At 60.4% G+C, this 17,951-nt stretch carries 20 protein-coding genes and 1 pseudogene; 10 read left to right on the top strand and 11 right to left on the bottom strand.

Annotated elements, in window-relative coordinates; all coding sequences use genetic code 11:
• Nucleotides 1-52 precede the first annotated feature (52 nt).
• Together FHT85_RS28960 and FHT85_RS28955 are read left to right on the top strand one after the other, a co-directional pair.
• Nucleotides 53-793, top strand: a complete 741-nt coding sequence (locus FHT85_RS28960) for a 3-oxoacyl-ACP reductase family protein (RefSeq protein WP_113241471.1) — start codon at nucleotides 53-55, stop codon at nucleotides 791-793.
• A complete protein-coding gene (locus FHT85_RS28955; protein WP_183774775.1) occupies nucleotides 786-1,547 on the top strand; it encodes an SDR family NAD(P)-dependent oxidoreductase in 762 nt (253 codons plus the stop codon). Before FHT85_RS28960 ends, FHT85_RS28955 begins: the two co-directional genes overlap by 8 nt.
• Before the next feature lie 250 nt (nucleotides 1,548-1,797).
• Here the strand turns inward: FHT85_RS28955 and FHT85_RS28950 are convergent.
• From FHT85_RS28950 to FHT85_RS28935, 4 genes and pseudogenes are all read right to left on the bottom strand, one after another.
• Nucleotides 1,798-2,785: pseudogene (locus FHT85_RS28950) on the bottom strand (IS5 family transposase).
• Nucleotides 2,786-2,941: 156 nt separating this feature from the next.
• Nucleotides 2,942-3,751, bottom strand: coding sequence for an NAD(P)-dependent oxidoreductase (locus tag FHT85_RS28945; RefSeq protein ID WP_183774773.1), 810 nt, complete (start codon nucleotides 3,749-3,751; stop codon nucleotides 2,942-2,944).
• A 4-nt stretch (nucleotides 3,752-3,755) separates the two neighbouring features.
• A complete protein-coding gene (locus FHT85_RS28940) occupies nucleotides 3,756-4,127 on the bottom strand; it encodes a MarR family winged helix-turn-helix transcriptional regulator (RefSeq protein ID WP_246780136.1) in 372 nt (123 codons plus the stop codon).
• Nucleotides 4,128-4,397: 270 nt separating this feature from the next.
• Entirely contained in the window at nucleotides 4,398-5,288 is an 891-nt protein-coding gene (locus FHT85_RS28935) for a LysR family transcriptional regulator (protein ID WP_183774768.1), read from the bottom strand.
• Nucleotides 5,289-5,459: 171 nt separating this feature from the next.
• Here FHT85_RS28935 and FHT85_RS28930 point away from each other — a divergent pair, with 171 nt between their 5' ends.
• Together FHT85_RS28930 and FHT85_RS28925 are read left to right on the top strand one after the other, a co-directional pair.
• The gene (locus tag FHT85_RS28930; protein WP_113241165.1) at nucleotides 5,460-6,014 is read left to right on the top strand and encodes a nuclear transport factor 2 family protein; all 555 of its coding nucleotides are present in this window, start codon (nucleotides 5,460-5,462) and stop codon (nucleotides 6,012-6,014) included.
• 104 nt (nucleotides 6,015-6,118) lie between these two features.
• Nucleotides 6,119-6,448, top strand: a complete 330-nt coding sequence (locus tag FHT85_RS28925) for an Atu4866 domain-containing protein (RefSeq protein WP_183774765.1) — start codon at nucleotides 6,119-6,121, stop codon at nucleotides 6,446-6,448.
• Between the two features lie 101 nt (nucleotides 6,449-6,549).
• Here FHT85_RS28925 and FHT85_RS28920 read toward each other — a convergent pair whose 3' ends face one another.
• Entirely contained in the window at nucleotides 6,550-7,449 is a 900-nt protein-coding gene (locus FHT85_RS28920; RefSeq protein ID WP_183774762.1) for a LysR family transcriptional regulator, read from the bottom strand.
• Between the two features lie 97 nt (nucleotides 7,450-7,546).
• On the opposite strand from FHT85_RS28920, the gene FHT85_RS28915 reads away from it, so the two are divergent.
• A complete protein-coding gene (locus tag FHT85_RS28915) occupies nucleotides 7,547-8,380 on the top strand; it encodes an SDR family oxidoreductase (RefSeq protein WP_113241167.1) in 834 nt (277 codons plus the stop codon).
• 48 nt (nucleotides 8,381-8,428) lie between these two features.
• Nucleotides 8,429-8,920 (top strand): lipocalin-like domain-containing protein, encoded by a 492-nt coding sequence (locus tag FHT85_RS28910; RefSeq protein ID WP_113241168.1) that lies wholly within the window; start codon nucleotides 8,429-8,431, stop codon nucleotides 8,918-8,920.
• A gap of 146 nt (nucleotides 8,921-9,066) precedes the next feature.
• Here FHT85_RS28910 and FHT85_RS28905 read toward each other — a convergent pair whose 3' ends face one another.
• Nucleotides 9,067-9,987 carry a LysR family transcriptional regulator gene (locus tag FHT85_RS28905; protein ID WP_113241169.1) on the bottom strand — a complete coding sequence of 307 codons (921 nt, stop codon included), beginning with the start codon at nucleotides 9,985-9,987 and terminating at the stop codon, nucleotides 9,067-9,069.
• Between the two features lie 167 nt (nucleotides 9,988-10,154).
• Here FHT85_RS28905 and FHT85_RS28900 point away from each other — a divergent pair, with 167 nt between their 5' ends.
• The 3 genes from FHT85_RS28900 to FHT85_RS28890 are packed head-to-tail and all read left to right on the top strand — an operon-like array spanning nucleotide 10,155 to nucleotide 12,878.
• Complete coding sequence (locus tag FHT85_RS28900; protein ID WP_113241170.1) at nucleotides 10,155-11,147, top strand: MBL fold metallo-hydrolase; 993 nt, start codon at nucleotides 10,155-10,157, stop codon at nucleotides 11,145-11,147.
• A 22-nt stretch (nucleotides 11,148-11,169) separates the two neighbouring features.
• Nucleotides 11,170-12,252: an aldo/keto reductase gene (locus FHT85_RS28895; protein ID WP_183774759.1), complete on the top strand. Its 1,083-nt coding sequence runs from the start codon at nucleotides 11,170-11,172 to the stop codon at nucleotides 12,250-12,252.
• 41 nt (nucleotides 12,253-12,293) lie between these two features.
• Nucleotides 12,294-12,878, top strand: a complete 585-nt coding sequence (locus tag FHT85_RS28890) for an intradiol ring-cleavage dioxygenase (RefSeq protein ID WP_183774756.1) — start codon at nucleotides 12,294-12,296, stop codon at nucleotides 12,876-12,878.
• A gap of 96 nt (nucleotides 12,879-12,974) precedes the next feature.
• Here FHT85_RS28890 and FHT85_RS28885 read toward each other — a convergent pair whose 3' ends face one another.
• Nucleotides 12,975-13,715, bottom strand: a complete 741-nt coding sequence (locus tag FHT85_RS28885) for an SDR family NAD(P)-dependent oxidoreductase (protein ID WP_113241173.1) — start codon at nucleotides 13,713-13,715, stop codon at nucleotides 12,975-12,977.
• A gap of 79 nt (nucleotides 13,716-13,794) precedes the next feature.
• Here FHT85_RS28885 and FHT85_RS28880 point away from each other — a divergent pair, with 79 nt between their 5' ends.
• Nucleotides 13,795-14,475: a TetR/AcrR family transcriptional regulator gene (locus tag FHT85_RS28880; RefSeq protein WP_246780135.1), complete on the top strand. Its 681-nt coding sequence runs from the start codon at nucleotides 13,795-13,797 to the stop codon at nucleotides 14,473-14,475.
• A 134-nt stretch (nucleotides 14,476-14,609) separates the two neighbouring features.
• On the opposite strand, the gene FHT85_RS28875 is transcribed toward FHT85_RS28880, so the two are convergent.
• The 4 genes from FHT85_RS28875 to FHT85_RS28860 all read right to left on the bottom strand — a co-directional run bounded on the left by FHT85_RS28875 (nucleotide 14,610) and on the right by FHT85_RS28860 (nucleotide 17,948).
• The gene (locus FHT85_RS28875; RefSeq protein ID WP_183774754.1) at nucleotides 14,610-15,212 is read right to left on the bottom strand and encodes a class I SAM-dependent methyltransferase; all 603 of its coding nucleotides are present in this window, start codon (nucleotides 15,210-15,212) and stop codon (nucleotides 14,610-14,612) included.
• Nucleotides 15,209-15,844 (bottom strand): DedA family protein, encoded by a 636-nt coding sequence (locus FHT85_RS28870; RefSeq protein ID WP_113241176.1) that lies wholly within the window; start codon nucleotides 15,842-15,844, stop codon nucleotides 15,209-15,211. The genes FHT85_RS28875 and FHT85_RS28870 overlap by 4 nt, the downstream gene beginning before the upstream one ends.
• Before the next feature lie 3 nt (nucleotides 15,845-15,847).
• On the bottom strand, nucleotides 15,848-16,831 hold the full coding sequence (locus tag FHT85_RS28865) for an oxidoreductase (protein WP_183774752.1): 984 nt from the start codon (nucleotides 16,829-16,831) through the stop codon (nucleotides 15,848-15,850).
• Between the two features lie 265 nt (nucleotides 16,832-17,096).
• The gene (locus FHT85_RS28860; RefSeq protein ID WP_183774750.1) at nucleotides 17,097-17,948 is read right to left on the bottom strand and encodes an SDR family oxidoreductase; all 852 of its coding nucleotides are present in this window, start codon (nucleotides 17,946-17,948) and stop codon (nucleotides 17,097-17,099) included.
• Between the last annotated feature and the right edge of the window lie 3 nt (nucleotides 17,949-17,951).

Below are 17,951 nucleotides of genomic sequence, written 5' to 3'. Positions count from 1 at the left end.
TGCGAACCCTCGTCCGCGCCCGAAATTCAATCCCAGCATGAGGAAGAAGACAATGACCAAACTTTCAGGAAAGACCGCCCTCGTCACCGGCGCATCGCGTGGCATCGGTGCTGCAATCGCCAAGCGGCTGGCAGCCGATGGCGCGACCGTCGCCATCACCTACACGAAGGGCGCCGACGCAGCCGCCCAGGTGGTCAAGGAGATTGAAACCGCCGGCGGTAAAGCGATCGCCATCCAGGCGGACGCCGCCGACGCCAAGGCTGTTTCAGCCGCCGTCGAGCAGACTGTCTCGACGTTCGGCAACCTCGACATCCTGGTGAACAATGCCGGCACGGCCATTCCGAAGCCGTTTGAGGAAGCCACGCTGGAGGAGATGGATCGCGTGATCGACATCAACCTTCGCGGCGTCTTCATCGCCACACAGGCCGCGCTCAAGCACCTGCGTGATGGCGGCCGCATCATCTCGATCGGCTCCTGCGTCGGTGAGCGTATGGGAACGCCGGGTCTTGTGGCCTATGCCGCTACCAAGGGTGCCGTGAAGATGTTCACCCAGGGCCTCGCCCGCGAAGTCGGCACGCGTGGCATCACCGTCAACAATATCCAGCCGGGCCCGATCGATACCGATCTCAACCCTGCTGCCGGCGACTGGGCGGAACCGCAACTCGCCAATACGGCGCTGAAGCGTTACGGCCATGTCGATGATATCGCCGCCATGGTGGCATTCGTTGCCGGTCCGGAAGCAAGTTACATCACGGGCACCAGCCTGACCGTCGATGGAGGCACCAATGCCTGAGAACGGTGCCATGGTCTGCAGAGGAAAAACTGCCCTGGTGACGGGTGCATCGCGCGGCATTGGCCGCGCGACTGCCCTCGCTCTTGCCAAGGCTGGAGCCCAGGTCCTGGTTCACTACGGCCAGGGCCGACAGGAAGCCGAAATCGTTGCTGAGGAGATCCGCCTTGCTGGCGGCCGCGCCGAGACGATCGGCGCCGATCTCTCCACAAGGGAGGGACCGCACGAGCTCGCAGCCCGGGTGCGCGAGATCGTCGGCGACCGGCTGGACATCCTCGTTGCCAACGCCGGTATCGCCAATGCGGCGACGATCGAGGAAACGACCGCCGAGGATTTCGACCGGTTGTTCGCCGTCAACGTCCGTGCGCCCTTCTTCCTTGTTCAGCAGCTTCTGCCGATCCTGCGGGACGGCAGCAATATCGTGCTGGTCTCCTCACTGGCGGCGCGCGTCTCCGTCGGCAGCTTGTCCGCCTACGCGGCGACGAAGGGCTCCATCGACACGCTCGTCAAGCATTTCGCGGCAGCACTTGGGCCGCGTGGCGTCCGCGTGAATGCCGTCGCTCCGGGTGTCGTCCAGACGGATATGTCGAACTTTACCAAGACCGACGCCGGGCGTGACTTCACCCTCGGCATCCAGTCTCTGAAACGCCTCGCCGAGCCGGACGATATCAGCGACGTCATCGCCTTTCTCGCCTCCGATCAGGCCCGCTGGGTCACTGGCGATATCGTCCATGTCGATGGTGGCTCAAAGCTCTGAACTTTACCGACCGCTGCAAAGGAACAGGAAATGAAACTCTATCAATCCAAGGGTTCGCCAAACTCTCGCCGCGTTCGCATCCTGATCGCGTAAAAGGGGCTCGATGTCGAACTCGTATCCGTTGACCTCAGCGCCCGCGAGCAGTTCTCCGGGGGATCGGGCCGGCGGCCCGGCGCTGGAACGGTCTCGTTCATGGCGGCTTTGGTGCATCGATCGTGGCGGAAAGGGATTTAGCTCTTTGATGTTGCGGCTATGTCGAGCCTGCTTTGCACCGGACAGATTTCGGGCGTGCGCATGCCAGCATGAGATTGAGGACGGCGCAGCCGATGGCAGCTTCCGTTTGCTGCGCGCCGAATGTGCGTGCCCGTAGTCGGTGTCCGATGATCGACTTGTAGCGACCGATCGCAGTCTCGGCGAGCGCCCGCTTGCCATAGCCGGTCGCAGCTTGCCATTTCATCCTCCCATTGATGTTGATTGCCGCGATGTGTCGATCGCGCTGACTGGACGGATCGGCCCCCGACCGCTCCACCGCGTTGGCCCGAGGGGGAATGACAACGGCAGCATGGGCGCTGTGCCTGGCAACGCCATCATACGTCGGGCTGCCGTCATATGCGCCATCCGCCGTGAACTGACGGATAGGTGCGTCAATCTGGTCGAGCAACGGCTCTACCTGCGAGGCGTCGCTGGTATCCTGTCTGTCATGACGTGAGCGATGATATCGCCACTGTCGGCATCCAGCGCCAGGTGTAGTTTACGCCAGCCCCGCCGGCATTTGGCACGTGCTTTTGCTCCAACCACTGGCCCGCGCCGTAGATCTTGAGCCCCGTGCTGTCGATGAGGACGTGAACGGGCCCCTTGATGTGAGCGCTGCGGCTTTCCCGGCTTCTCGGCCATCGCTGTTTGTTTGCCCGGCGGCTCAGCGTCGTATGATCGGGAACGGCCAGATCCAGTCCCATCAACTGCAACACCGATGCCAGAAAGCCTTCCGTCTGGCGCAGATGCAGGCCGAACACTATTCCCAGCATCAGAGTAGTCTCTATCGCCAGATCCGAGTAGCGCGGCTGCCCACCACGCGTCGTCCGCTTCGCCGCTTGCCACGCCGACGCCGCGTCCTGCGTCATCCATAGCGTCAGACTTCCTCGGCGGCGAAGTCCGGCCTCGTATTCAGCCCAGTTTGTAACCTTGAACTTCACCTTGCTGATATGATGACGGCGGACGGCATTATGTTTAAAAGGCATCGTCGCTGGAGACCGGTTATTGCGCTGGCCGAACCCCTACGCCAACGCCATTAACGATCCGCGCACCAAAGCTCTTCAAGAGCAGACTACGAAAGAGACTCGTCACTCGGATACGGCAGTTGGCACCAACCGCCGACCACCGAGTTCTGCGATCCACTACGAGATGTCCTCCTGCCAGGCCTGGTAGACGGTCCTGATGCTGGGACGAAAACCCAGGCTACGGGCGAGAGACGTGTCGACATGCAGGTACCATGGATTTGCAAGAGGCTCGGAACTTGAATCCAACCGGTTTTCCACCATGCCCGCGAGTTCATAGATGGAGGAGGGCGCCTCGTCGGCCAAGTTGACGATGCGCCTATCGAAATCACCTTTGAGCGCCATCGCGACTGCCTGTGCAATGTCACGATGGTGGATCGTGCTCATGCGTTGCGCCGGATGCCAGGTGCTGACGTGGCTGGGAAGAGCTTGAAGATGTCCGTCACCGTCGCCATAGACGAAGGGGAAGCGAAGGATGGACCAGTTCAACCCGCTTTCCCGCAGTTCCTTTTCTGCGGCAACCTTGCTTGCGGGATAGGCGTGCTCGGGATCGACCGGGTCGTCTTCCCTTCCTGGATGCGGATTATCCTTGTTGTAGACGTGGCTGGTGCTCGACATGATGAACCGCGCGTCGGGAGCGTGGGTCTTCACCGCAGCGATCAAGTTGCGTGTCCCATCGAGGTTGCTTTTCCAGATGAGATTGGTGTCTTGTGTGCGAAACACAGCGGCGAGGTGCACGATTGCGGAAACCCCTTGGACGGCGTTCGCCAGGGTTGAAGGGTCGAGAATATCGCCCGCCACGGCATCAATTTCTTCAGGGCAGCTCTTGCCCGGCCGGAGCAGGGCTCGGCAAGCGTAGCCGGTGTCCACCAACCGCGGCAGAAGTCGCTCGCCAACGAGCCCGGTGGCTCCGGTGATCAATACCGTCATTTGCTTAGTCCTTTCGCAACAGGGTCTGCAGTCGTTCGGTCGCTGATTTGAGGACACGGATGGTCGTGGCCACATCGGCCTCGTCGATCCCGCCGAAGGCAGCGTCATGAATGAAAGAAAGATCAGGAAGTCTGCGCCACAGCGCCTGGCCTGCAGCTGTCAGCGTCAGCAGACGTTGACGCTGATCGCCTCCATCCGCGGTCTGCGCAACCAGATCCTTGCGGACGAGCGTTGCAATGATTCCGCTTAAGGTGGCTCGTTCAAGTTCAAGTGCGCGGCCGAGGTCTCGCTGGACGGACGGGCCGTTGTTGACGAGATACCAGAGCACATACCACTGCGTGGATCCGAGATCGAATGGCCGCAGACGCTCGTCCATGAGGGCCCGGCCCGCAAAATAACACCGCTTCGTCCATGCTCCTACGGAGAGGTCTTTGGTGTCCGCCTGATCACGCATAGAAATGGCCTGTTTATTCGTTTGCTACCATACGATAATCGCAAGGTAGCGAACGAATGTCAAGGCTCGATGCTGTCGGATCGGATGAAGCGATCTCAAGGGGACGGGCCAGAAAGCTGGACAGCCGTCTTAGGCATAAGCGACGCGATCAGGCCGGCAATGACTGTGATGACGACGACGTCGCTGGTGGCGTTATCGCCACCGCTTCACGTGATCGATGAGCGCCCGAAGCTTGGGAGCGAGATTGCGCCGGCTGGGGTAATACAGAAAGAAGCCGGCAAACGGAGGGCAATAGTCCTGAAGGAGAGGGACCAGTCGACCGGATGCGACATAGGGTTTGAACGTGTCCTCCATACCGAAGGTGATGCCGCCGCCGGCACAGGCCGTGCGGATCATAAGCCACATGTCGTTGGTGGTTATGTGCGGGTCGACAGCCACGTCGAATTCGCGCCCGTTTTCGCCGAATTCCCAGCGATAGGGTGCGCTGTGTGGCGCTGGTCGCCAGCCGATGCACCGATGCGCGGCGAGCTCCGAAGGATGCTCAGGCTTGCCGAAGCGTTCGATGTAGGATGGGGCGGCGAAGGCGCCCTGACGCTGATCGCCCGAGACCGGAACAGCGATCATGTCCTGATCGATGACCTCGCCCAAACGTACACCGGCATCATAGCCTTCCGCGACAATGTCGAATTCCTCGTCCGTGACAGTCACGTCGACCTGAACAGCGGGAAAGGTGTCCGCAAATCGCGCCAGAAGCGGCCCGGAGATGAACGGCTCGGCGATGGATGACACCGCAAGTCTCAACAGTCCGCCCGGTGCGCTGTCGCGGTCCGCCGTCGCGTCGAGCGCCAGTCCGACTTCGGAAATGGCCGGCGCCACTCGCTGATAGAGTTGTTCGCCGGCCTCCGTGAGACTGACGCTGCGTGTCGTGCGCTGCACGAGCGCCACACCTAGCCGATCTTCGAGACGCCGGATCGTCTGGCTGACCGCGGGCCGTGTTACGCCCAGATTCTCCGCGGCCACGCGAAAGCTCCGCGCTTCGGCGATTGCCAGGAAAACAGAGATGCCATTCAGATCGATTGTCATTGGTTAGATAGATTTACCAGAGTGGTCATCATTGGGCAAATTGTCCGATCTCATCGAGGCGCCTACCTTCGATCATACGAATTAGGACGCGAGCCTGTCGGCGGTGCACGCAGCTTCAGTGCCGGCCGATGGGTCTCATCAGGCTCTCAGCAGCAAGGAAAGGACTATGCCATGACCATTCTTCCGACACGCCAATGGGTCCCCGGCGCGAGCCGAAGAGCTCTGATCACACTGGCATTGCTGTCGCTCGCTCTTCCGGGCACAGCCATTGCGAACGCCACGGCAACGCAGGTGCAGGCTGCGGACAGTGCGGCTATCGAGCAACGGAACAGAGCGATCGTCGAAGCCGCCTTCGAAAAATGGCGCGGGGGCACCTATGTCTTCGGCGAGCTTCTCGCTCCCAACGTCGTCTGGACAATCCATGGTTCCGGGCCGGTCGCCGGCACCTATCGCAACCAGAAGGATTTTGTCGAACAGGCATCGCGCCCCCTGACCAGCCGGCTCGCGACCCCGATCGCGCCGGAGGTGCACAACATCTTCGCCGACGGCGACACGGTCATCATCCGCTTCGACGGAACGGCGATCACGACCTCAGGCGCACCTTATCGCAACCAGTTCGTCTGGATACTCAAGATGAAGAACGGCCTCGTCGTCAACGCGGAGGCCTTTCTGGACCTCGTTGCCTATCAGCAGGTCGTCGACAACAACGCTCCACGCTCCGAGTGACCGACGCCTGCGGTTCGGCAGACCTGAGCGTCTGCCGAACCGCATCACGCATCTATGTGCGATCGCCTCCGGACCGAAACAGCAACATTTAGCGGAGCCCGACCATGCGACAGCCATTTGCAGCAGTCATAACAGCCGCCACCCTTTCGATTCAGCCCGTAGAAGCACAGGAGACCAATTTGCAGCCGAACCATCCCTACACAGGCATGTGGGTGACCGAGGACAACCGTGTTCGCCATGAGCTTCTGCCGAACGGACGCTATGTCGAGGCCCGCGGCCAGCGCGAGCGAGCTTATGAGGGCCGTTACGAAGTCGACGGAACGCATATCGAGTACTGGGATGACACGGGCTTCACTGCCGACGGCGATTTCGTCGATGCCAACACGTTGCACCATGGCGGCATGATCTTGCGGCGCAAGCCATCGACGCCCTGACATACCAGGCGAGCATCCGCAATGCGAAAGGGCTAAAAGCGATGGGTGCCGCGGGTCTACCACATCATCTGAGGGGGCGGATGCCATTCACCGTCGTCCCCTCATCGTGTTCTGTCCACCTCTCGCAAGAGGTCGATGAAGGCCCGAAGCGGGGATGGGACGTGCCGGTTGCGCGGGTAATAGAGGGCCAGACCAGGCGTCGGCGGGCACCAGTCATCAAGTACCGTCACCAGCTGACCGGACCCCAGAAACGGCTGGGCGAAGTATTCCGGGACATAGGCAATACCGCGCCCGTCCGCCGCCGCCTGCACGAGAAGATCATTGTCATCGAGTGTGAGGTTGCCCGGCACATCGATCGCCACTTCGGCGCCGCGTTTGGAAAACTCCCAGCGATAGCGCTTTCCGCTCGGCAAACGTTGGCGGACGCAGCAATGCGCATAAAGATCGTCGGGCGTGTGCGGTCCTGCTTTCCCGTCCAGATAGGAAGGTGCTGCCACGGCGATGAAACGCACGTCGCCACCGAACTTCACCGCGACCATGTCTTTCGGGACAGTTTCCAGCAGGCGTATTCCGGCATCGAAACCCTGTTCCACGATATCGACGAGCCGACCTTCCGAAACAAGATCAAGCTCGACATCGGGATAGAGATCGAGAAAGCGCGGAACGACGTCGCTGAGCAAGATACGGGCGCCGCTCTTGTTCGCGTTGATCCGCAGCGAGCCGCTTGGGGCTCCGCGCTCCTCCGATAGAGTATCGAGTGCTTGATCGAGATCCTGCAGGACCGGGTCGAGTCGTGCGAGCAGGCGCGCGCCGGCCTGCGTCAGCGATACGCTGCGTGTCGTTCGATTGAAGAGGCGGACGTCCAGCTTTGCTTCCAATCCGATAATCGCGTGGCTGAGGGCGGAGCGCGAGACCCCCATGATGTCAGCCGCTCTCCGAAAGCTCTGGTGATTGGCAACCGCGGCAAAGGCGGCAAGGTCATTCAGACTAGGGCGCATCATTCGTGAATTATCCTCACCAGCTCATGCCAAACTGAAGATCTTATACCACCAATGTTGCTGTTCTACATCTTGAGGGATGAATAGATGAGGAGTTCACATGCCAAAGACATGGTTCATTACCGGCGCTTCTTCCGGGCTCGGTTTCGAGATGACGCAGCAGTTGCTCGCCCAAGGACATAAGGTAATCGCAACACTTCGCCGCCCGGGAACGCTGGCGCAGCTTGAGCAGGAATACCGCAAGCGCCTGGACATCGTTCAGCTCGATCTGGTCAAGCCGGAGAGCATTACCGCCGCCGTGGAAGGAGCCTTCCAGCGGCACGGCCAGATCGACGTGATCGTCAGCAACGCGGGCTATGGCCTGTTCGGTGCTGCGGAAGAGCTCGCGAATGATCAGATCGACCGGCAGATCGCCACCAACCTTACGGGATCCATCCATCTCATCCGTGCCGCGTTGCCTCTTCTTCGAAGGCAAGGCGGCGGGCGGATCGTCCAGGTCTCGTCCGAGGGCGGACAAATCGCATATCCGGGCTTCAGTCTCTATCACGCGACCAAGTGGGGCATCGAGGGTTTTGTCGAAGCCGTGGCGCAGGAGGTGGCGCCTTTCGGCATCGATTTCATCATCGCTGAGCCTGGGCCGACGGGCACGAATTTCGGAGCGAATCTCGTTCAGGCGGTACCGTTGGATGCCTACGCTGAAACGCCGGCTGGCGCCGTTCGCCGGGCGATCAGCGACGGAAGCTTCGAGATCAAAGGGGATGCGGCGCGCACCGTGTCCGCGATTATATCAGCCGCCGAGAGCGAAAGGCCGCCATTGCGGCTGACGCTGGGTAGCACCGCCTATTCGTCTATTTCACAAGCACTTTCCGCACGCCTTTCCGCCCTTGAGGCGCAGCGAGACGTGGCAGTTTCCGCCGACAGGCAGGAGCTGTGAACCCAGCGGTCCCAAAACACGGATTCCAAGAACAGGAAAGGAGATAACATGTCCATTCGATCAGCTCTGGCGGCTCTTGCCTTCGTTTCGTCTTCCGCTTTCGCGCAGGCAGCCGCTGAAAACCAGGTTGTAGGCACTTGGCGCATGGTATCGGCAACCATCGATCCCGGCGGCAAAAATATCGCTGCCTATGGAGAAAAGCCCAACGGTCTTCTCGTCTTCACGCCCGACATGCACTTCGTCGAAGTTCTGACCGACGCCGACGTCCCGCGGTTTGCTTCCGACGTTCGCGGTGAGGGGACGGACGATGAAAATCGCACGGCCATGTCACGCAGTATCGGGTTCTTCGGAACCTACACGGTCGATGAGAAGGGCGAATTCAGCGGCAACCGCGTCGAAGGCGCAACATTTCCGAACTGGATCGGCAGCGTACGAACGCGTGACGATCTGAGGCTCGTCGTTGATGGCGACCGCATGACCGAACAGTTCCGCAGGCCGGAGGGTATTGAAATCAAAATCGAGTGGCGGCGCGTCGAATGAGGACCGGAGGGCGGGCTCGAAGCGAGGTCGCGGCCTTGCGGGCGCCGCCCTTCCGGCGGCAGGAGGTTGATCCAGAGCAAGAAAGTCTCGCTCTTCAATTGTCGTTCCATGTTCAAGGCGAGGCCGACGTAGCCGAACTGGTGCTGTCACCAGGGGGCGAGCGCATCCTTCGTCTTCCAGTCGTAGCTCCTCATGTAATCGAGAAAAGCACGCATGGCCGCACTCGGGAGCCGGCGGCTGGGGTAGTATAAAAACCAGTGTGGCAAGGTGGGGCTCCAGTCTGAGAGAAGCTCCACCAGCCGGCCGGCGTGAACATATGGCTTAGCGTAGTCATCGAAGACATGGGCAATTCCTCTGCCTGCTAGTGCAGCCTGCAGTTCATTGTGCGCAGAACTGACCGTCAAACGGCCGGTGGGAGTGACTTCGATTTCCTCGCTTCCCTCGGTAAACCGCCAGTTTACGAGGGTGCCACCAGGGAAACGACGTTTGATACAGTCGTGATCAACGAGTTCGTGCGGCGTCCGCGGCTCTCCGCACCTCTTTATGTAGTCGGACGACGCGACGATTGCATAACGAAGCGCGGGTCCAAGCGGGAGCGCAATCATGTCCTGCGCCAACTGCTTGCCGAACCGGACGCCGGCATCGAAACCTTGTTCCACGATATCGATGACGGCCGCATCGCTGATGATCTCGATTTTCACTTCTGGGTAAACATCCATGAAGTCGAACGCGAGGGGGCAAAGAAAATGATCGACGGCCGGCGCCGGCGCGTTGATTTTGAGGGTTCCAGATGGACTATCCCGCAACTCGTCGATCTCTGCAATAGCAAGCCTGATATCGCCAAGCGCAGGCGCCAGACGTTCAAGCAGACGCTGTCCCGCCTCCGTTGGAAACACGCTTCTCGTGGTTCGATTGAGAAGCCGGATTCCCAGAACCTCTTCCAGGCCATTCATCGTTTGGCTTAAGGCCGATGACGAGACCCCTCGCTCGAGTGCTGCTGCGCGGAACCCGCCACAGCGCACGATGGCAACGAACACGTCGAAGCTGTCCAGTCGGATTGGGTCCATTGCGAAGTTTTTCTAATCAAGCTGATCAACTTACCGCAGGTTATCAGATCAATTGCACCGTGTCATGATCGCCGAAACTTAAGCTCTGCCCTGCTGAAATCTTCGTCGCCCTCCGTTCTCCGATCGAGGAAGGGTCGAAGCAGTGCGCCCAGAAGAAGGAACCACAGATGAATGCCTTCACCCTCAACAGACGCGCAATCATGCTGTCCGCTGTCGCCGGCGCATCTAGCATGCTCCTGCCGAACCTAGGCGGTTCCGGGAGAGCCAACGCTCAGGCTGCGTCCCCGGCGGCCGGTAATGCCGGGCATTATCGCTTCCGCGTTGGAGAGATCAGCGCCACTGTCTTGAGCGACGGCGTGATTGGCGGTCCGCCACGCGTCTATGCCAGCAACGCCCCGGAAGCGGAGCTTCAGGAGGTGCTGCGGCAAGCTTTTCTGCCGACCGACCACATGACGCTCAATCTCAACACGTTGCTGATTGAAACCGGCGGCCGGCGGATCCTGATCGAGGCCGGCGCCGGCAAAACCATGGGCCCGAATGGTGGCCGCATCTTCGAAAACCTCGCAGCGATAGGCCTCGGTGCGTCAGACATTGACGCGATCGTCGTATCGCATACCCATCCGGACCATGTCGGCAACTTGAGAGCCGCGGACGGCGGCAAAGCCTTTCCGCGCGCCACCGTGTTTGTTCCGAAGGCCGACTGGGACTTCTTTGTCCTCACCGATCCGGACCTCTCGTACATGCCGGTCCCGGAGGAGTTCCGTCTGCGCTTTGCGGCGAACATCAAGAACAGCCTCGCGCCGATTATGAACGATGTCGAGCTCTATGAAGCCGGTGCAGAGATCGTCCCGGGTCTGACGACGATCGTCGCATCCGGCCACACGGCGGGCATGGCCACCTTCCTCGTCCATTCCGCCAACGACCAATTGCTGCTGACGGCGGACCTTGCCTATCACCCTGTCGTCAACGTCGACCGGCCCTGGCTTCCCGGCCCGGACCGCGACAAGGAGATGGCTCTTTCTTCCCGCCGGCGCATCTTCGACAGGGCGGCTGCTGAACAGATGCCCGTGCTCGGCTTTCACTATCCTTTCCCCGGCCTCGGCCGGATGCTGAAGACCGATGGTGGGTATGCCTGGGTCCCCGCCAACTGGCAGTTCTGACGCTTGGAGACAGGAGACACCTATGAACCAGTCACAGATCAATCGTCGCGGCTTCCTCGGCACGATGGGTGCGGCGGCAACAGGGCTGGCACTCGCCACGAACGCTACGGCCCAGACCCAGGCAACGAATGGGTCGTCGCCAGCCACTGGATCAAACCCGGATGTGCTGACCCGCACTTTGCCACGCACCGGCGAACGGGTCACGGCCCTTGGTCTCGGCACCTTCCTGACCTTCGACCTGAAGCCTGGCGATCGCCGTGACGCTCTCCGTCAGGTTTTCGAGCGGTACGTCGCCGCAGGCGGTCGCGTGGTCGATACATCGCCGCTCTATGGCTCGGCGGAAGTCAGCGTCGGCCAGTTCATGGGTGAGTTAGAAGGGTCCGACGAGATGTTCCTTGCCAACAAGGTCTGGTCGACAGGCGAATATCTCGGCGACGAGAGCCACGCCGTCGAAAGCTTCCGGCAATCGCGGATGCGAACATGGCGTGATACGATCAATCTCATGCAATGCCACAGCATCACCAATGCGCCGGTCGTCATTCCGCTGATGAAGGCCTGGAAAAAGGAAGGGCTCATACGCCACGTCGGCGTGACCCATCACGAGTCGGCGGCCCAGGACCAGTTATTGGCGATCGTCCAGCGCGACGATGTCGATTTCATCCAGACCAACTATTCGATCTTTAACCGCGATGCCGAGCGCCGTCTTCTTCCAGCCGCCGCCGACAAGGGCGTTGGCGTCCTGATCAATCTGCCGCTCGAAAAGGCGCGCCTGATGAAGGTGGTCGAGGGACATCCGCTTCCAGGTTTTGCGCAAGAGTTCGGGGCGACCAGCTGGGCGCAGTTCTTCCTGAAATGGGTCATGGCGCATCCCGCGGTCAGCACCGTGCTCTGCGGCACGTCCAACCCCGACCACATGAGCGACAATGTCCAGGCGATGACGGGACCGCTACCTGACGAGCACATGCGCGCCCGCATGGTCGCACATATGGAAACGATTCCCGGCTTCGGCTCCATCGGCACGATGCCATGGTATCCCGGCAAGGAGAATATGTATTCCGGCCTGATCCGTGAGGCGCAGGCGAATGCCGCGCAACGCCTGCAGTAACGGCGCGTCGATTAATCCGCCATCACACTGGGAGATCTGCCTTGCCCTCCACTAGACGCTCGCTTTTGACAGCCTTTCTGACGCTGCCTCTCATCGAGGGGACGAGAATGAGAGCGTTCGCGCGAGACGCTTCCGAACTGCCGCTCACCCCCGCATGTGACGATGGAGACGAACTGACCCTCGAACGGGAAGCCGGCCCCTTCTTCAGACCAAACTCACCGCTCAATCGGGATCTCTATTCGGATGCACCCGGAGGCGAGCGAATAACCGTTGCGGGATTCGTTTTCGACAATCGCTGCCGGCCAATCGCCGGAAGCCTCGTCGAGATCTGGCACGCGGACGAAAAAGGTGACTACGATAGCGTCGGTTTCCGACTGCGCGGGCATCAGTTCACCGATGCTCAGGGACGCTGGTGGTTCAACACCATCATACCGACGCTTTATCCCGGCCGAACACGTCATTTTCATTTCAAGGTCCAGCGCCCAGGTGGGCGCGTGCTCACCACCCAACTCTATTTTCCCGGAGAGGCCCGAAATGCCGGAGACCGGCTGTTTGACGAGGCGCTGGTCATCGACATCAAGCAAACTGGTGACGGAAAGTTCGGGCGATTTGACTTCGTAACCTAACGAAGGACCGCCGCCGGAGAGGATAGGGTTCAGTTGCGATACGAGTTGAAAGCCGGGCGCCGTAAAATACGACGTCCAGACAAGGCGAGGCCAAAGTCAGGCGTTGAAACCTGCATCTACGCTGAGAACGGCGCCAGTAATCAGGCTTGCACCCGGACCTGCCAGAAACGCCACCGCGCTGGCGACTTCGCGGGGCTCACCAAACCGGCCGAGCGATGTGAGGCTTCGCTGATAATCGGCATTCTCGCCATTGGCCGGGTTCATATCCGTGTCGGTCGATCCGGGGAGGACGAGATTAACGGTGATGCCTTGAGGTCCGAGTTCGCGCGAAAGGCCTCGCGTGAAGGACAGAAGCGCCGACTTCGACATGGCATAAGTCGTCACGCCCGGAAAAGGCACGCGTTCAGCCAGAGCGGAACCGATCGAGATGATCCGACCTCCGGATGACAGATGCGGGATCGCCGCCTGGGCGAAGAGGACGGGCGCGCGTACATTCACATCGAGCATGGCCTGCAGGTCGGCGAGCGCCAGATCCGCGGTCATGCCGGCGGTCCCGATGCCTGCGCTGTTGACGAGAATATCGAGCCCTCCAAGTGTGTCGACCGTTTGACTGACGGCGCGGCGGATGGCGTTGGGATCAGAACTGTCGGCCTGGATTGCAAGTCCACGCCGGCCTTTTTCCTCGATGGCCTGCACCACCGATGCCGCCCTATCTGCCGAGCGTTGATAGGTGAATGCGACATCAGCGCCCTTTTCGGCGAGCGCAATCGCGATCGCGGCTCCTATTCCTCGCGAGCCGCCGTTCACCAGGGCGCGCTTTCCAAGCAATTCCATCATCGGCTCCTTTATGCAGTGATCGATGCATAAATAAGTAGTGGCATTGCAAATCCTCGTCAACTGATTTATGCAGTGGTCGATGCATAATAATTTTTCGACGTCCCCAGCGAACTCAACATCGATCCGTCCTGCACGCGGGCGGCCGCGGGAATTCGACCGCCAGGCTGCACTTGCAGCGGCGACACGGCTATTCTGGATCAAGGGTTATGAGGCGACCTCGATCGCGGACCTGACGGAAACGATGGGGATCGGGACCAAGAGCCTTTATGCGGCCTTCGGCTCGAAGGATGCGCTCTATGCGGAGGCGCTCAAATATTACTACACGACCTACGAAGGGTTGGTCTGGGCCCGCTTCAGGGCCGCCTCGACTGCGAGAGACGCAGCGCTGGCATTTCTTCAGGATTCCGCGATCGCCATGACCGGAGGAGATCTCGATCTACCCCATGGGTGCATGGCGACGCTCGCGACCGTGGGCGGCGAAGGACACTCCGAACTGGGTGAACTCATGCGAGCGACCCGCGCCGGCGGTTTCGATATCCTTAAGGCGCGCTTCGACAGGGCGAAGAGCGACGGCGACCTTGAGGCCACCTCGGACACGACCAAATTGGCGAGGTTCGTGCAAACAGTGCAAAGTGGGATGGCGATCCGCGCCCGCGACGGAGCGGATCGCGACGAACTCTCTGCTGTGGCGGAAATCGCGCTTTCTGGCTGGGACCATATCACCGGCAACATCGATCACCTGATGCAGGGCAAGGCATGACCCTTTGGCCGGGTGCTGAAGGACAACGTCATGGCCTGATGGAATGTCCGGTGCCTTCCGCATTCAGCCGGAACAGCCAGAGAGGTAGCTGCTGCTGGCTAGGATAGATTGTTCTGACCACCAAACGACAGATCCTAGTGCGCCGGTTCGAATGACCTCCGCGGGCGTCGTCGTCTGATACGGTAAACGGCTGCAGGTGGAATATTGGCGAAGGTCCAGCCTATATACGTCGCTTTCAGGCCGAGACGGTCGAGCAAGGGTCTGGCAATCGGGCATTTCGGGCCGTAGGTGAATTGGTAGAATGCTCCACCCGGACGAAGATGCGAGAATGCCCCCTCCAGGATAGCATGCACTTTGCGTAATGGCATCGATAGAAGAGGAAGACCGCTGACGACAGCGCCTACAGGCGCCGAGGCGTGAAGCGGCAACTTGCGCAACTGTGCGGCATCCATCTGGACGGTTTTAGCGGCTGGGAAGCGATCGCTAAGTTGGTTGGCAAACTCAGCACCGTACTCGACCAGCACGAGATTTTCCTCAGCGACACCTCGATTCAGCAATGCTTCGGTAAAAACGCCTGTTCCCGGACCCAGCTCAATGACTGTGCCTGTGTCCGCAGAGATTTCGGTCGTCATGAGTGAAGACAACGCGCGTCCTGATGGCGTAACCGAGGCGACGCGAAGGGGCGCGGAAAGCCACGCCCGAAAAAACAAAAAGGCATCAGCAGTTCTGTTCGTCATCGCCCACTGGCTCCCGGATTAACGCGCACCGCGGATCGTCGCCGAAGCCGCCATACCAGGGCCACAAGTCCCTCTGTGACAACAAGCAGGATGAGTATCTTCAGTGCGAGCATGGATGAATTGATGCCGGGACTGGCCAGAACAGCGAGATGACCTGCGGCGATGAACAAGCCGTTCCACAAAACTATGCCGACTGCCACGCCAGCGATAAACCGCAGCGTACTTGTGCCCAAGAGCCCTGCCGCCACAGGCGCGATCAGCCGAACCGTGGGAATGAGTTGCGACAGAATCGTCAGCGATTGTTCCCGGTCGCGCAGGGAGGACAATGTCCAGTCGATGCGAGGTTGCGATAGACCCACCCATCTGCCGACCGCGTAGAGAAGCGTTGCGGACCTCTTTCTCCCGATAACACGCACGAGAAAATAGAGACCGAGAGCGCCCATAAAACTCCCGAGCGTCGTTGCGATGACAGCGGTGTGGAGGGACCAAAAATCGTCGGCCGCGATACCTATGGCAACGAGAACGCCATAGGAGGGTAGGGCAGGCAAGAAGCGCTCCGCCAGCCCGATCGCGATGAGGCCGAATATGCCATATATCGCAATCCATTCGACAAGATTTCCGAGCGGGTCCATCACTCACCCCTCCCGCGCGATCGTCGTCGCGCCCGGGCCAGAGAGCCCCAGGGTCGGAATCTGGGCGTTGAACGAGATGCCCGTGAGTTTTTCCGAGACTTCCCATAGCTTGCGCGCGACATGCTTTTCCAGCGCCTGTCGCGGAATTTGTGCTTCCGTTGGATGTCCACGGGTCTCGCTGAGCCTTTCGGGACCGTAATAGCCGCCGCCTCGAGCTTCTGGGGATGTTGCCGCGAACAAGGTCGGCAGCGCACCCTGTGCAACGGGCTGGAATAAAAACCATAAGAACGTCCTGAGGATGCCTTGAGCGCTGTGGCGCCCAGGGGCATTGTGAAGCAGATCGGTACGCGACACGCCTGGGTGGGCAGCGATGCTGGTGACACCCCAACCCGCTTCTTCACTTCGCCGTTGCAGTTCGAACGCAAACATCAGGCAGGCCAGCTTCGACTGAGTGTAGACGGGCATCGGCTTATAATGCCGTTCCGCTTGCAGATCGTCGAAGTTGATTGCGGCGCTTGCGCTCCTAACAGCAATGCTGGAGAGCGTGACGACGCGTGGGGCTTGTCCAAGCTTGAGCAGCGGCAGCAAGTGGCCGGTCAAGGCGAAGTGGCCGAGATAGTTGGTGCCGAATTGCAGTTCGAAACCATCCTTCGTCGTCTGACGCGTCGGCGGCGTCATCACGCCGGCGTTGTTGATGAGCACATCGATGTGATCGCGCGTTTCCTTCAGTCTGTTGGCCAGTGCCTCGATCGACGCGAGATCACCAAGGTCGACGATCTCCAAAGCGACCGATGCCTGGGGCGCCTGTTCCTTAATGCGCCGGATAGCGTCTGCACCCTTTGTCGGATTGCGTCCTGCGATGATCACGTCGCCACCGGCGCGAGCCAGCGCAAGTGCATCTTCCAAGCCCAGACCACCAGTCCCGGTGATCAGGATCGTCCGGCCCTTTTGAGACGGCATATCGTCAAGTTTCCACGATTTCGACATCGTCAGTTCCTTTGTTCTGCTGGGGCAAGATCGTCCGCCGAAGACGCTATGTTCAGGGCACGTCTCCGGCGGACGGGAGGTCGCCGTGGGGTAAAGCGACCTTTCGCGGATCCGGAACGGGGCGGTTCCGGGATCCGAGCCTATGCGTTGACATGCATCGGTTCGCTGAGGGGTGGCTTTGTGGCGATCTCTCGTGTTCGCCGCATTCATGCCGGAGACTCGGGAATGCTCGCTGGCTGCGAGGCAAGTCCACAGCGGTCGTCCGTCAGGCGATCCCGCCGTTTGCGAAGACGTTTTGGCCATTGATCCAGGCCCCGTCCGGCGAGCAGAGAAGGCCTATGACATTGGCGATATCCTCTGGCTGGCCGAGCCGACGGAGCGGCGTTGCTTCCGGTATGCCGCGAAGCGCCTCTTCCCCGTGCTGGCGCAAGAGTTGGGTATCGACGGCGCCTGGCGAAATCGCGTTGACCGAAATGTTGCGACCGCCCAATTCCTTCGCAAGAACGGTTGAGTAGACCTCCCGCGTCGCCTTGGTTGCGGCGTAGGCTGCCGTGGCGGGAGGACTCATTTTGATGATACTTGAGCTCAGGCTGATGATCCGGCCACCATCGCGAATTCGTCGTGAAGCCTCGCGCAAGACATTGAAGCTCCCCTTGACGTTGGTGGCCATCATCCGGTCAAAAGCCGCGTCGGTCATTTGAGCAAATGGACCGACATTCATGATCCCTGCATTGTTGACCACCACGTCCACGCCGCCGAACGCCTGGTCATGGGCGTCGAACAAGGCTTTGACCGCAACGGGATCTGCGACGTCGCCCTGGCGAACGATGGCGCGACCGCCAGCCGCCTCGATGTCGCGAACGACCGCTTCAGCAAGATCGCGGTTGGTCAGATAGTTCACGGTCACGGCGAACCCGTCCCGCGCGAGGCGGCGGGCTGTCGCGGCGCCAATACCACGGGAAGAGCCAGTGACGATCGCACCACGCTTGTCACTTGGTGGAGCGATAGCGCCAGTCTCTGACGATTGGGCCGATGCAATGCCGCTCATGGCGATAGCGGATGGCACGGCCGCTGCAAGGGCGAGGAACGTGCGCCGTGAATTGTCTGTGTTGGACATTTC

The sequence above is a fragment of the Rhizobium sp. BK312 genome (assembly GCF_014193605.1).
Lineage (GTDB): Bacteria > Pseudomonadota > Alphaproteobacteria > Rhizobiales > Rhizobiaceae > Rhizobium.
Note: the sequence above shows the minus strand (reverse complement) of the source record. Positions and strands in the feature narration are given on the sequence as shown.

Excerpts from the sequence above, each read along its gene's own strand:
- FHT85_RS28955 (WP_183774775.1), top strand. The coding sequence starts at position 786 with ATGCCTGAGAACGGTGCCATGGTCTGCAGAGGAAAAACTGCCCTGGTG.
- FHT85_RS28920 (WP_183774762.1), bottom strand. The coding sequence starts at position 7,449 with ATGATGCGCCCTAGTCTGAATGACCTTGCCGCCTTTGCCGCGGTTGCC.
- FHT85_RS28865 (WP_183774752.1), bottom strand. The coding sequence starts at position 16,831 with ATGTCGAAATCGTGGAAACTTGACGATATGCCGTCTCAAAAGGGCCGG.
- FHT85_RS28935 (WP_183774768.1), bottom strand. The coding sequence starts at position 5,288 with ATGACAATCGATCTGAATGGCATCTCTGTTTTCCTGGCAATCGCCGAA.
- FHT85_RS28930 (WP_113241165.1), top strand. The coding sequence starts at position 5,460 with ATGACCATTCTTCCGACACGCCAATGGGTCCCCGGCGCGAGCCGAAGA.
- FHT85_RS28960 (WP_113241471.1), top strand. The coding sequence starts at position 53 with ATGACCAAACTTTCAGGAAAGACCGCCCTCGTCACCGGCGCATCGCGT.
- FHT85_RS28910 (WP_113241168.1), top strand. The coding sequence starts at position 8,429 with ATGTCCATTCGATCAGCTCTGGCGGCTCTTGCCTTCGTTTCGTCTTCC.
- FHT85_RS28875 (WP_183774754.1), bottom strand. The coding sequence starts at position 15,212 with ATGACGAACAGAACTGCTGATGCCTTTTTGTTTTTTCGGGCGTGGCTT.
- FHT85_RS28870 (WP_113241176.1), bottom strand. The coding sequence starts at position 15,844 with ATGGACCCGCTCGGAAATCTTGTCGAATGGATTGCGATATATGGCATA.
- FHT85_RS28885 (WP_113241173.1), bottom strand. The coding sequence starts at position 13,715 with ATGATGGAATTGCTTGGAAAGCGCGCCCTGGTGAACGGCGGCTCGCGA.
- FHT85_RS28895 (WP_183774759.1), top strand. The coding sequence starts at position 11,170 with ATGAACCAGTCACAGATCAATCGTCGCGGCTTCCTCGGCACGATGGGT.
- FHT85_RS28905 (WP_113241169.1), bottom strand. The coding sequence starts at position 9,987 with ATGGACCCAATCCGACTGGACAGCTTCGACGTGTTCGTTGCCATCGTG.
- FHT85_RS28860 (WP_183774750.1), bottom strand. The coding sequence starts at position 17,948 with ATGTCCAACACAGACAATTCACGGCGCACGTTCCTCGCCCTTGCAGCG.
- FHT85_RS28940 (WP_246780136.1), bottom strand. The coding sequence starts at position 4,127 with ATGGACGAGCGTCTGCGGCCATTCGATCTCGGATCCACGCAGTGGTAT.
- FHT85_RS28945 (WP_183774773.1), bottom strand. The coding sequence starts at position 3,751 with ATGACGGTATTGATCACCGGAGCCACCGGGCTCGTTGGCGAGCGACTT.
- FHT85_RS28915 (WP_113241167.1), top strand. The coding sequence starts at position 7,547 with ATGCCAAAGACATGGTTCATTACCGGCGCTTCTTCCGGGCTCGGTTTC.
- FHT85_RS28900 (WP_113241170.1), top strand. The coding sequence starts at position 10,155 with ATGAATGCCTTCACCCTCAACAGACGCGCAATCATGCTGTCCGCTGTC.
- FHT85_RS28880 (WP_246780135.1), top strand. The coding sequence starts at position 13,795 with ATGCATAATAATTTTTCGACGTCCCCAGCGAACTCAACATCGATCCGT.
- FHT85_RS28925 (WP_183774765.1), top strand. The coding sequence starts at position 6,119 with ATGCGACAGCCATTTGCAGCAGTCATAACAGCCGCCACCCTTTCGATT.